This is a genomic window from Vibrio sp. 1562 (assembly GCF_033340155.1).
In the GTDB taxonomy this organism is placed as follows: domain Bacteria; phylum Pseudomonadota; class Gammaproteobacteria; order Enterobacterales; family Vibrionaceae; genus Vibrio; species Vibrio alginolyticus.
Map to the genome: position 1 here is coordinate 35,720 of NZ_JAWOVY010000029.1, position 13,178 is coordinate 48,897.

The 13,178-nt window shown below is 45.6% G+C and carries 11 protein-coding genes; 2 read left to right on the plus strand and 9 right to left on the minus strand.

The genetic code is table 11. The features are described 5' to 3' along the window. Nucleotides 1-193: 193 nt before the first annotated feature. Nucleotides 194-1,510 (minus strand): adenylosuccinate synthase, encoded by a 1,317-nt coding sequence (locus tag R7Z49_RS20970; RefSeq protein ID WP_005387946.1) that lies wholly within the window; start codon nt 1,508-1,510, stop codon nt 194-196. A gap of 171 nt (nt 1,511-1,681) precedes the next feature. On the opposite strand from R7Z49_RS20970, the gene R7Z49_RS20975 reads away from it, so the two are divergent. Further along, nucleotides 1,682-1,867 (plus strand): DUF2065 domain-containing protein, encoded by a 186-nt coding sequence (locus R7Z49_RS20975; protein ID WP_318111981.1) that lies wholly within the window; start codon nt 1,682-1,684, stop codon nt 1,865-1,867. 63 nt (nt 1,868-1,930) lie between these two features. Here the strand turns inward: R7Z49_RS20975 and hflC are convergent, their stop codons facing one another. The 8 genes from hflC to tsaE all read right to left on the minus strand — a co-directional run bounded on the left by hflC (nt 1,931) and on the right by tsaE (nt 11,078). Continuing rightward, nucleotides 1,931-2,911: a protease modulator HflC gene (gene hflC, locus R7Z49_RS20980; protein WP_005381382.1), complete on the minus strand. Its 981-nt coding sequence runs from the start codon at nt 2,909-2,911 to the stop codon at nt 1,931-1,933. Nucleotides 2,912-2,913: 2 nt separating this feature from the next. Further along, nucleotides 2,914-4,119, minus strand: coding sequence for an FtsH protease activity modulator HflK (gene hflK, locus R7Z49_RS20985; protein WP_005381381.1), 1,206 nt, complete (start codon nt 4,117-4,119; stop codon nt 2,914-2,916). Between the two features lie 45 nt (nt 4,120-4,164). Continuing rightward, nucleotides 4,165-5,454, minus strand: a complete 1,290-nt coding sequence (gene hflX / locus R7Z49_RS20990; RefSeq protein WP_064368823.1) for a ribosome rescue GTPase HflX — start codon at nt 5,452-5,454, stop codon at nt 4,165-4,167. 38 nt (nt 5,455-5,492) lie between these two features. After that, nucleotides 5,493-5,756, minus strand: coding sequence for an RNA chaperone Hfq (gene hfq / locus R7Z49_RS20995; RefSeq protein WP_005381379.1), 264 nt, complete (start codon nt 5,754-5,756; stop codon nt 5,493-5,495). Between the two features lie 194 nt (nt 5,757-5,950). Next, on the minus strand, nt 5,951-6,883 hold the full coding sequence (gene miaA / locus R7Z49_RS21000) for a tRNA (adenosine(37)-N6)-dimethylallyltransferase MiaA (protein WP_005381378.1): 933 nt from the start codon (nt 6,881-6,883) through the stop codon (nt 5,951-5,953). Beyond that, on the minus strand, nt 6,880-8,892 hold the full coding sequence (gene mutL, locus R7Z49_RS21005) for a DNA mismatch repair endonuclease MutL (RefSeq protein WP_005381376.1): 2,013 nt from the start codon (nt 8,890-8,892) through the stop codon (nt 6,880-6,882). Before mutL ends, miaA begins: the two co-directional genes overlap by 4 nt. A gap of 18 nt (nt 8,893-8,910) precedes the next feature. Next, nucleotides 8,911-10,620 (minus strand): N-acetylmuramoyl-L-alanine amidase, encoded by a 1,710-nt coding sequence (locus R7Z49_RS21010; protein WP_005381374.1) that lies wholly within the window; start codon nt 10,618-10,620, stop codon nt 8,911-8,913. Further along, complete coding sequence (gene tsaE / locus R7Z49_RS21015) at nt 10,614-11,078, minus strand: tRNA (adenosine(37)-N6)-threonylcarbamoyltransferase complex ATPase subunit type 1 TsaE (protein WP_005381372.1); 465 nt, start codon at nt 11,076-11,078, stop codon at nt 10,614-10,616. Before tsaE ends, R7Z49_RS21010 begins: the two co-directional genes overlap by 7 nt. Before the next feature lie 276 nt (nt 11,079-11,354). Here tsaE and queG point away from each other — a divergent pair, with 276 nt between their 5' ends. Beyond that, nucleotides 11,355-12,482, plus strand: coding sequence for a tRNA epoxyqueuosine(34) reductase QueG (gene queG, locus R7Z49_RS21020; RefSeq protein ID WP_005381370.1), 1,128 nt, complete (start codon nt 11,355-11,357; stop codon nt 12,480-12,482). Nucleotides 12,483-13,178 lie beyond the last annotated feature (696 nt).

Here is a 13,178-nt window from a genome sequence, read left to right on the forward strand (position 1 = left end):
GAAACCAAAGATCGGTGAAGGATCTCCTCTGCTTGATAACCTTATCGGCAAAAAACAGCTAAGCTTTAGACAATTTTTGCCTCTGATTTAGGCTCAGCGGCAAAAGCTTGCCATATGAAAGTCACGCTGTTTTTGTTCGGATACAAAAAAGCCGACCAGAAGGTCGGCTTTTGCAATCTTTAACGGCTATCAATTAAGCTTCGAATGGGTGAACTTTGATGATAGTTTCGTTACGGTCAGGACCTGTAGAGATGATGTCTACTGGAACGCCAGTTAGCTCTTCAATACGCTTGATGTAGTTAAGAGCGGCTTGTGGTAGAGCATCTAGTGACTTAGCACCAAATGTGTTCTCAGACCAACCAGGCATTGTTTCGTAGATTGGCGTTGCTTTTTCGAATGCTTCAGCAGCCATCGGAGAAACTTCTAGCACAGAGCCATCTTCCATCTTGTAACCAGTACAGATTTTTAGCTCTTCTAGACCATCTAGTACGTCTAGTTTAGTTAGACAGAAACCAGATACAGAGTTGATTTGGATTGCACGACGCATAGCAACAGCATCGAACCAACCTGTACGACGTAGACGACCAGTTGTCGCACCGAACTCGTGGCCAACTTCACCTAAGTGCTTACCAATTGGATCTTGCTTATCTAAACCGTCGTATAGTTCAGTCGGGAATGGACCAGCACCAACGCGAGTACAGTACGCTTTTGCGATACCCAAGATGTAACCGATGTGACGAGGACCGAAACCAGAACCTGCAGCAACACCACCAGCAGTCGTGTTAGAAGACGTTACGTACGGGTAAGTACCGTGGTCGATATCAAGTAGTGTACCTTGTGCACCTTCGAACATGATCTTGTCGCCGCGCTTACGTGCTGCGTCTAGTTCGTCAGTTACGTCGATAACCATTGACGTTAGTAGTTCAGCGTAGCCTTTCGCTTGCTCAAGTACTTCTTCGTAGCTCACTGGCTCCGCTTTGTAGAAGTTAACTAGTTGGAAGTTATGGAACTCCATGACTTCTTTTAGCTTCTCTGCGAAAGTCGCCATATCGAATAGGTCGCCAACGCGTAGACCGCGACGAGCAACTTTATCTTCGTATGCTGGACCGATACCACGACCAGTAGTACCGATAGCTTTTTTACCGCGAGCGATTTCGCGAGCTTGGTCCATTGCAACGTGGTAAGGAAGAATTAGCGGACATGCTTCAGAAATGAAAAGACGCTCGCGTACTGGAATACCGCGCTCTTCAAGAGGCTTCATTTCTTTAAGTAGAGCTTCAGGTGATAGTACAACACCGTTACCGATAACACATTTTACGTTATCGCGAAGGATACCTGATGGAATTAAGTGAAGAACGGTTTTTTCACCGTCAATTACGAGAGTGTGACCTGCGTTGTGACCGCCTTGGTAGCGTACCACGTATTTTGCATCTTCAGTTAAAAGGTCTACGATTTTACCTTTACCTTCGTCACCCCATTGGGTGCCTAGAACGACTACGTTATTTCCCATCTTTCCAAGTCTGATTGCTAGTTAAAAATGGATTCTAGCACCGAATCTCACTTCTTGCAGTCATTTTTGTTCACAGAGTCGCTACCAGAATGTCATCTTGCCGCTTTGTTCATTTTGAAATCAGCATATCACTGATAGTATTTAGCTTTCTCTATTCGACTGGAAAGCGCTATGTCTGAATCCATATGGTTGGCGATTGGGCTCGTCTTGATCGTGGAAGGCATTGGGCCACTGATTGCTCCTAACGGTTGGCGGAATATGGTGGCTCAATTAAGTGAACAACCCAACAATCAGCCACGACGCATCGGTGGCTGCCTAGTAGTTGCTGGAGCCGTAATCGCCATCATGATGAGCTAGCACTTAGCATCAGATACAAAAAAGGCTCCCTAAGGAGCCTTTTATTTCAATGAGAGGCGGAGATTATTTCTCCATGCTGCCCTTCGACTGGTTCATGTATTGGAAGAACTCACTCTTCGGATCAAGCACCAGAATATCGCTCTTAGAGCTGAAGGACTTCTCATACGCACGTAGCGAACGTAGGAAGCTAAAGAACTCAGGGTCTTTGTTGTACGCTTCAGCATAAATCTTCGCAGCCTCAGCATCCGCTTCACCTCGTGTCACACGCGCAGTTTTATCAGCTTCAGCTAGAATAGTTGCTACTTCTAGTTCTGCTTGAGCACGAATAACTTCCGCCTTTTCACGACCTTGAGAACGGTGCTTACGAGCAACAGACTCACGCTCCGCACGCATACGACGGTAGATAGACTCACTGATTTCATCAGGCAGGTTGATTTTCTTCATTCGGAAATCAACGACACGAACCCCCAAGTCTTTCATTGCGCTTTCACGCGTGTCTTTCAATACTTCAGACATGATTAGGTCGCGTTCACCATCAATCTCAAGCGCTTCACGAGCCGCTTCAGTTGCGACAACATCAGCACTTGCGTCTTCTGGTAGCACATCATCGTTACGTGGACCAGATACGATCTGTTTGATTTCACGAGCACCGATTTCAGAACGAAGCACGTCCGTCACTTTACGCTCAAGTAGTGCCTCTGCCGTTAGCGAGTTACCACCGCCTGTCGCGAGGTAGTAGCGACCAAAATCTTCAATACGCCACTTCACGTAGGTATCAATGATAACGTCTTTTTTCTCAGACGTTACGAAACGGTCTGCACGACCATCCATTGTTTGGATACGTGCATCAAGTTGTTTCACACGGTCAAACAAAGGCATCTTGAAATGCAGACCAGGCTCGTAAATTCGAGTGATGTCGTTATTGTCTTTCAAGACACGACCAAATCGAACCACGATACCGCGCTCACCTTCAGGAATCACAAACAAAGACATCAACATTAATGCCAGTGCGATTACCAGTACAGGGATCATTAACTTACGCATTCTTAGTATCTCCCTTGACGTGAACCTGTTGAACGAGACTGCGAGTTCGAAGTGTCTTCTTGTGTACGATCAGACTCAAGTTGAATTTGATCATAAGTTGAAGATGACTTCGATTTACGTTTGGTATCTGCTTTGCCCTCTTGTCCCGCCAACTTATCGATTGGAAGGTAAAGAAGATTGCCGCTTGATTCCGAGTCAATCAACACTTTCGAAGTGCTTGAGTACACCTCTTCCATTGCGTCGATGTACAGACGATCACGCGTTACACCAGGCGCTGCTTGGTATTCTGGTAGTAGTTTTTCGAACTGTGCTACCTGACCAAGAGCCTCGTTAGTGACACGCTCATTGTAACCTTGTGCTTCTTTCTTCAAACGCTCTGCACGACCCGTTGCCTTAGGCAAGATTTCGTTCTTGTATGCTTCAGCTTCACGAATGAAACGCTCTTCATCCTCACGTGCTGCGATTGCATCATCAAACGCATCTTTCACTTGCTCTGGTGGACGAGCAGACTGGAAGTTCACATCAACAAGTACCAGACCCATATCATAGCTATCAATGATTTGGTTCAGTGTTTCTTGCGTAGTTTGACGAATTTGCTGACGACCACTGGTTAGAATGCTATCCATCAATGAGTCACCAATTACTGCACGTAGTGCAGAATCCGTTGCTTGACGCAAGCTGTCGTCTGCATTGGTTACACGGTACAAGTATTTGTATGGGTCAGTCACTCGGTACTGAACATCCATCGCAACTGTTACAACGTTTTCATCTTTAGTCAGCATTAGACCAGATGCACGTAGTGAACGAATCGCTTGTACGTTTACCGCTTCGTACTCATCAATAAAGCGAGGACGCCAGTTAAGACCTGGGTCTACGATACGATCGTATTTACCTAAACGCAGTACAACACCACGCTCTGCTTCACCGATGGTGTAAAAACCAGCGAAAAACCAAACCGCAACAGCAATCAGAGCAATCACGCCAAAGCCAATTGCACTACCACCACCGCCGCCGATTGGAGAACCACCGCCGCCTTTTTTACCAAACTTGCCGCCCAGCTTTTGACTCAGTTTGTTGAACACTTCATCTAAATCTGGCGGACCTTGATCTCGGCCACCAGGACGCTGGCCACCACGATTATTATTACCCCAAGGGTCATTATCGCGGCCATTGTTGCCGTTGTTATTTCCAGGCTCATTCCACGCCATTAGAAAGCTCCATCATTTGATATGACGTTATACTGTAGCAGTCCTTTAAGTGACTATAAAGCCAGTCAAAACTGCCCCTTCTCTTTTTTCAAGTCTAGACCAATCTACTTGCTGCATTCGAATATCGATCAACAAGTTACCATCCTGGTCATATTCCTCACGTCGAATACACTTCATTTGGAAGAAGGTACTACGGAATCGTCCTTGATACTGTGGAGGAATTCGCAACTGATGCTCGACCATTTGTGACGCCAGACGTTCCGTCAGAGCCTCAAACAGGACATCAATGCCCAACCCATCCATTGCTGAAACCCAAACTGCGCGAGGTACGCCTTCCTCGTCTCGTTCTATACGTGGTTTCTGCGAATCTAGATTGTCGATTTTGTTCATGACAACCAGAGTCGGCACTTCATGCGCGTCGATCTCTTCTAGTACTTCATGAACAGCTTGAATATTCTCACGAAAACGCTCATCACTGGCATCAACAACATGTAACAAAATGTCAGCTTCTTGCGTTTCCTGCAAGGTTGCCTTGAAGGCCGCAACCAAGTCGTGTGGCAAATGTCGAATAAAACCAACCGTGTCTGCCAAGATGGCAGGACCAACATCTGCTAACTCTATCTTACGTAAAGTCGGGTCCAAAGTAGCAAATAATTGATCAGCCGCGTACACGCCAGCTTCTGTAATACGGTTGAAGAGTGTCGACTTACCCGCGTTGGTGTAACCCACAAGTGAAACCGTTGGGATTTCAGCTCGATTTCGGGCGCGGCGCCCTTGTTCACGCTGCTTCGCTACTTTGTCTAAGCGTCGCAGGATGGCTTTGATTCTGTCACGCAATAAGCGACGGTCGGTTTCCAGCTGGGTTTCACCCGGGCCACGTAAACCGATACCACCTTTCTGCCTTTCAAGGTGTGTCCAACCACGAATCAAACGAGTAGAGATATGACGAAGTTGAGCCAGCTCTACCTGTAGCTTACCTTCGTGTGTTCGAGCTCGTTGAGCAAAGATATCGAGAATAAGACCAGTGCGGTCGAGAACTCGACATTGGCACAGTGCTTCGAGGTTACGTTCTTGGGCAGGAGAGAGGGCGTGATTAAAAATCACAATTTCGGCACCAGTTGATTGTACCGCTGTAGCAATCTCTTGGGCCTTACCCTCTCCGACATAATATTTCGGGTGTGGGGATTGACGACTACCAGTTACCACTTGTAGCGCCTCTACCCCAGCAGAAGAAACCAGCATTTCGAACTCAGCCAGATCTTCCCATTCACCTTCTTGCGTGAAGTTGATATGAACAAGTACGGCTCGCTCACCGGATTCATAACGGTCAAACAAGCAATCAACTCCTTATTTTAAAAATACTCGATGAAGAATTAATCTTCAGATTTCTCTTGTGGACGCTCACCTTGTGGACGTTCACCGCTGTGATGGCTCACTGGACGAGCCGGCACAACTGTTGAGATCGCGTGCTTGTACACCATTTGGTTAACAGTATTCTTCAGCAGGATCACAAATTGATCGAATGATTCGATCTGACCTTGTAGTTTAATACCATTCACAAGGTAGATAGATACCGGGATACGCTCACGACGTAGCGCGTTTAGAAATGGGTCTTGTAGAGATTGCCCCTTAGCCATTTTTATTTTCCTTATTTAATTTGTAGTTGTAATTATTTAGCTAGTGGTGCAATGCAAAAGATACGGCTTTTGCATCTGAGCTAAACGAATCAAAAATGCACTCTAAGTAATTAGCAGCATAGTATAAAAACCGCCAACAACAGATCCTTTGAGAGTGCGTTCACGCAAAAACGATCACATTATACACAGCTATGTCAATCAGATGCTATTGCTTCCGACATCGTTTCTAATGCCTGTTCAATGTTCTCGCTATCCAACCAAGTTAAATCATCCCAGCTGCGTAACCAGGTGATTTGACGCTTGGCCAATTGACGAGTCGCGCATACGCCACGAAATACCGCTTCGTCACGTGTACACTCCCCATCTAAATACTCCCACATCTGTCGGTAACCGACGCATCGTATGGAAGGAAGATCGGGGTGAAGATCTTTTCGCGAATGTAACGCTTTCATTTCTTCTTCAAAGCCCGCTTCCATCATCTTCTCGAAACGGAGTTCAATCCGACGGTGAAGTTCTGCCCTATCCTTGGGAGCTATTGCAAACTGCTTGACTCGGTATGGTAGGCTTTCACCTTTCGTTTGAGTCAATTCAGTCAAAGTTTTACCTGAAATGCGAAAAACTTCCAATGCCCGAGATAAACGTTGGGGATCATTGGGATGGATTCTCGCGGCTGACACAGGATCAACCTCTTTGAGTTCATCGTGCAACACTGACCAACCTTTAGTCAATGCCTCTTGTTCAATTTGCTGACGAATTTCAGGATTTGCAGCAGGAAGTGGTGATAAACCTTCAAGTAACGCCTTGTAATACAGCATTGTTCCACCCACAAGAAGTGGAATTTTTCCTTCTGCAACAATATCATCCATCGCTTTCAATGCATCTCGACGAAAGTCGGCGACAGAGTAAGATTCACTTGGATCCAAAATATCTATCAAGCGATGAGGCGCCAAACTTAACTCTTTTTCATCCGGTTTCGCCGTACCGATATCCATCCCTTTGTAGATCAAAGCAGAATCAACACTGATGATCTCAATCGGAAATTTTTGACGAAGACGAATCGCCAGCTCAGTTTTGCCTGATGCAGTTGGCCCCATTAAAAATAGCGCCAAAGGTAGTTTATCTGTCATGGTTTTAATTTGGCTATCGTGGCAGAGAAATCAACAGCGGATACGAATTTTGTATCTTCTAATGGCAATTGACCATGTCTTAGCTGTTCAAGTTCCGCAATAATTTGAATGGCTTCAGAAAAAGTATAGTGACTCTTCACTGTCGTGACCTGTAATGCGAGCCAATCTATCAACTCAGACAGCATCTGAGCCGCTGCTATACCTTCGTTCACACAAGATTGCGCGTAAGATAACAGATCTGGTACTAAATTTTGTAAGTTTTGTTGACGCAGCGGAGCTGGGACGCCCATCACCATTAAGGCGTGCTCGTTTCTCGCTTTCAATTGAATACCAAGCAATGCCAAATCTTGTTGATAATCTTGGGCCAGTCTCACTAATTCGGCCTCTAACTTAATAGATAGAGGAACAAGCAGAGGTTGTGCCTTGAGTGCACCATCGCTTGGAGAAAGCTGGCCTTTTACACGATAAAATTCTGCTCTAGGTAACGAGACTAACGCCGCCCCACTGTCACTGCTCATCAAAACAAATTGTTCATCGACCACCATCAGCGCTTTGCCTAATGCAGTAATCGATGGCATTGATGTGTGCGAAGTTATCGTTTGGGGCGCTATTGGAGTGACTGCCTGAGCCTCAAACTCTAGCGTTTTCAACAGCTCGTGATAAGCGCGTACTTCTTGTTTAGTTGGCGCTGGTTCTACGTGGCGCTCTTTACTGTGACTTGGCTTTGGTGCAGGTTTGGATTCCACCCAATCATTACGTTTGAATGACTCCACTACGCGCGCCTCTCGCACGGAGGTTTCACTAGGACCGCTATTACGAGGCTTCACTTCATAATCACTGCGTCCAGGATAAGCCGGTGTACTCTCTATCGCTTGATAAACCCGCTCTGGTACTGGTGAAGATGCTGGCTCTTGTACTTTTTCAGGCTCTGGCGAATGCTCAATCTCTTCGGATTCAGTCGGTTCCACGCGATGAAATGCCGATTCATTCACCTGTGGTTTATCAATCACGGCGCTTTGTGAAAGTGCATCCGTCAAAGCTTGATAGATGAAATCATGCACCAAACGAGCTTGGTGGAAACGCACTTCATGCTTAGCAGGGTGAACATTCACATCTACTTGGTGCGGATCTAGCTCAATAAAGAGCACATACGCAGCAAACTGATCTGGCTTTAAGCTCATTTCATAGCTTTGACGAATCGCGTGATTGATTAATTTGTCACGCATCATTCGGCCATTCACATAGCAATATTGTAAATCGCTTTGCTGCCTTGCTCCCTCTGGTGTGGTAATCCACCCATGTAGCTTTAACCCTTGATGCTCAAGCTCGATTCTGAGCATATGCCGCACAAACGCATTACCGCAGACAGCAGCAATACGCTTTTCGGTTTGAAGCTGATTTTTCGCCGCGCGATATTGACGGATGATCTTGCCGTTATGACGCACATTGATGGTGACATCAAAGCGGCTTAACGCAATGCGTTTCAATAACTCATCAATATGAGCAAATTCGGTTTTCTCCGTACGAAGAAACTTGCGACGCGCTGGAGTATTAAAAAATAAGTCCAACACCTCAACGGTAGTGCCAATCGGGTGCGCTGCTGGCTTAAGCTTCACCTGCATATCACGCCCTTCGGAGTAGGCACTCCAGGCTTCTTCTTGTGCCGCAGGACGCGACGTGAGCGTCAAACGCGAGACTGAGCTAATACTGGCTAACGCTTCACCGCGAAAACCTAGACTCATAATGGCTTCGAGATCATCTAAGGTATGTATCTTAGATGTCGCATGACGACTGAGCGCTAAGCCGAGTTCATCTTTCGCGATACCTTTTCCGTTATCACGAACACGAATCAGCTTTGCGCCTCCTTTCTCGATATCGATATCGATTCGAGTTGCGCCAGAATCAAGACTATTTTCAACCAGCTCTTTAATCACAGAAGCAGGTCTTTCGACCACTTCCCCTGCGGCGATTTGGTTTGCAAGTCTGGCTGGCAAAATTTTAATCGTCATAATGAGTTAGAAGCTCACCTACTTGTTTGGAATGATCAGGACTTGCCCAACCGCTAGCTGATCAGAGCGTAAGTTATTCGCTTTACGAATGCTCGATACGCTAACGCCGTATTTGGACGCTATTTTGCCAAGGAACTCACCCCGAGAAACCTTGTGCTTACGAATCGGTTTATCTTTTACCGCGACCGTTATCTTCAACTTTTGCCCTACCCACAACGTATCTGACTTCAAGTTATTCTCTCGGCGGATATCTGAAACCTTCACTTTATAGTGATTCGCAATCTTACCTAAGAACTCACCAGACTTAACCTTGTGCGTAATGGTTTCTGTCTCAACAGTAATCGGTTTACTTGGCACTTTAATCGTACCAGCAGAAGGAATGTTGAGCTTCTGACCAATTGCCAAGCCTGTCGACTTCAAGTTGTTTGCCGACATCAGCGCTTTAGAGCTAAGCCCATATTTGTTCGCGATCACCGATAATGACTCGCCACGCTTTACAATATGTACCATTGGCTTCGCTGAAGGCGAGAACACCGTACCCTCTGGTGGGTTATCTTTTAAGTACTTGACGACCGCCTTAGTGATAGCCTGAGCTAACTTATCTTGGTGCGCTCGTTGAAACAGTAAACGCTCTTCTGTTGGGTTAGAAATAAAGCCCGTTTCCACTAGCACAGACGGAATCTGTGGAGAGCGTAAAACCGCAAGGCTGGTGTTGATCGGTTTGGTGTTATGCAGGTGCGCAACACGTCCCATCTCACCTAGGATTTCTGTTGCCAGTTTATAGCCTTCTTTTTGTGAGTGACTAAACTGCAAGTCCAGCAAAGTTTGGTTCACATTACGATCTTTTGTCTTCGTGAAGAACGCATTACCCGAGCCGCCCAATAACTCAGACTGTTTCTCATGGTTCTCGACCCAACGAGCAATTTCGGTATTTGCACGACGAGTATTTAGTACGAAGACCGAACCACCGCGAGGCTTCGGTGAGGTAAACGCATCAGCGTGAATGGAGATCAGTAAGTGTGCATCATTTTCACGAGCAATCGCGACACGACGGTTTAAGTTTACAAAGTAATCTCCCGTACGAGTCATGCGCGTTTTAATACCAGGAGTCGCATCGAGCTGAGCAGCAATTTTTCTTGAGATACTCAATACCGCATCTTTCTCGTACTTACGACGTGAAGGGCCAATAGAGCCAGGGTCTTCCCCACCGTGACCAGGGTCGATAACAATTAACACTTCTTGAGCTCGTTGAACTGAGCTCATGTCTTTGCTGGCCGCAGCTGGCTTACTCGGTTTAGAGGTCGATGCCTTCTTACCGTGCGGTAAATCAATCACCAAGCGGTGACCATACTGCCCACCTGGTGTTGGGCTTAATTTAAATAACTCCGCTTGAACGCTCTTTTTTAGTTCAAACACCAAACGATAAGTGCCCTTCTCTGGAGGCGAGCTTTTTCGTACCAGTTTTAAAACAGGGCTATCCGTAACAGTAACAGGTAGTTTGGCCTGCATCGTCGTGCTTTTTAAATCCACGACAAGGCGATCCGGCCCTGATAAAGAGAAATAGGAATAGTCAGCTTCCGAGCCTAAATCGATGACAACACGCGTTTCATCAGGTGAAGGCCAAACTCGAAAACTCTTAACGACGTTAGCAAATGCTAAATTGGGGATGAGAAGGAGAAAAGTGGCGACAAACGTCGCCACCACTCTAAAATTTGAAAAACTCAACATAGCTCCAATCGACTGAGTAACTGCACACCATAATCATTATTAGCTGTTAGTTCGGCTACACGTTGCTCACCTTGGTAGCGAATGTTTACATCAAGATCCGGTTGTGGCAGTAAGCCATGCCCTTTTTCAGGCCATTCAACCAAGCAAATCGCATCGTCTGTGAAATAGTCTCGAATCCCCATAAACTCAAGCTCTTCAGGATCCGCAAGACGATAAAGGTCGAAGTGATATACTTGCCACTGATCCAACTGGTACGGTTCGACTAGAGTATAAGTTGGACTTTTCACGTTACCTTGATGACCAAGAGCACGGACAAAACCACGACTAAAGGTTGTTTTACCTGCACCCAAATCACCATGCAGATAAATTGTGGTTTGCTGGGAACAAAGCTGAGCCAGAGCGGTGCCTAGTGCAACCGTTTCATGCTCATCTTTTAAATTGAATTGTTTCGTGCTCATTGATGCTTCTCTAACTAATGATCGTTGACTATATAAAAATCAAAAGAACAGGAATAGTAAACCGTGTTGGTTTTGAGAGACAAGCTTTCAAATGTCATATGTGCGAAAAAAGTATCCAATAAACGGTATCTTAATCATCTTAGTATCGACCTAGATTTAGAATATATGCAAATGACTTCAATAAGCAGTATTCACAACATCAAAAACGTACCTAACTGGGTAGCACCAAAGCCAGAGATCCGTTAAGATCCGCCCCCCTTTATTCCGGTGGTTAACATGAACTACGAACAACTCGCACAACAAATCAAAGTTTGGGGAAAAGAACTCGGCTTCCAAAAAGTTGGGATCTGCGACGTTGATCTGAGTGAACATGAAGCAGCACTACAAAAATGGCTTGATGCAGGCTATCACGGCTCAATGGATTGGATGGCTCGTCACGGCATGATGCGTGCTAGACCCCATGAGCTACTCCCGGGAACCGTTCGTGTTATCAGCGTCCGGATGGACTATCTGCCACCAGAGGCTCAATTCGCTTCAAACCTCGCGAATAAAAGTCATGCCTATATTAGCCGCTACGCACTAGGGCGTGATTATCACAAGCTCGTCAGAAAGCAGCTAAATAAGCTCGGCAAACTTATTGAACAAGAGGTTGGTCAATATGGTTACCGACCTTTCGTTGATTCCGCACCAATATTAGAGCGACCTCTCGCCCAAAAAGCGGGCTTAGGTTGGACCGGGAAACATTCCCTGATTTTAGATCAAGACTGTGGATCGTGGTTCTTTTTAGGTGAACTACTTATCGACTTACCACTACCCGTAGATGAGCCAAGCGTTGATCAGTGCGGTAAATGCAAAGCATGCATTACATCATGCCCAACACAAGCCATCGTTGAAGACAAAGTTGTCGATGCCAGGCGTTGTATCTCTTATCTCACCATCGAGTTCGATGGCGTGATTCCTGAAGAGTTTCGAAAGCCAATGGGTAACCGCATTTATGGTTGTGACGACTGTCAATTGGTTTGCCCATGGAACCGCTACGCCGACATAACGGAGCAAGATGATTTCCACCGTCGTGACAGTTTCAAAAACCCTGACCTCGTCGACATGTTTAACTGGGATGAAGCGACTTTTCTAAAAAATATGGAAGGCTCCGCTATCCGTCGTATTGGTCATATACAGTGGCTACGTAACATCGCTGTCGCACTTGGTAATGCAGAATATAGTCAGCGAATCATAGATGCGCTGGAAAGTCGGCAAGGTGAAAATAAATTACTTGATGAGCACATTAAATGGGCTTTGACAGAGCAACTGAATCAACTCCCCACTGAGAGTAATTCATCTATAGAGACGAAAAAGCAACGCTTAATAAGGATAGTCGAGAAGGGACTGCCGAGAGACGCATAGAGCGTAGTCTATATGCAAGAGATTGAAAGTACTTTTGCATGTTCAATTCATGACCTTGTTCTCAATTTTGTAATGTGGAAAAAAATTTGAGATTCAAGAAAAACAAGCTAGCAGAAAAAAGTTAAACACAGCTCGGAGAAATGACTAGGATCAAAAAAATACCAGTTAATGATCGTATTTTAACGTACTCGATCCGACAAAAAACTTATTTTTTCCTTATATAACAAAGAGTTAATTGATATTTCTTTGTTGTTTCCACTTCACTTTAGAGAAAAGATCTTTCTTCCCCATCATAAAAAGTCAAGCTAAAAACACTTTATCAACCAACTTATCCACAGAACGACGTATGTGGATAACTCTGTTAATTAAAGTAGATAAAACACGCGAAGCCTCATCATACTTGTACGTCAGCCGATTCATATCGTGTTTTAAACACAAACGAAATCGTCCGACATCATATGATGCGGATAAAAGTTTAGCTTTTGGGGATTCATGCTTCGCAGCATTATGAAAAGAGCGATGTGATTGGTTGCGAGAAGCAGGCGTTGAATCAAGCGGCGCATCCGTAGACGACTTAACAATTGTATACTAAATAAGTACTCAATCTATCGTCTTGTATTTGGTTGCGGGGGCCGGATTTGAACCGACGACCTTCGGGTTATGAGCCCGACGAGCTACCAAGCTGCTCCACCCCGC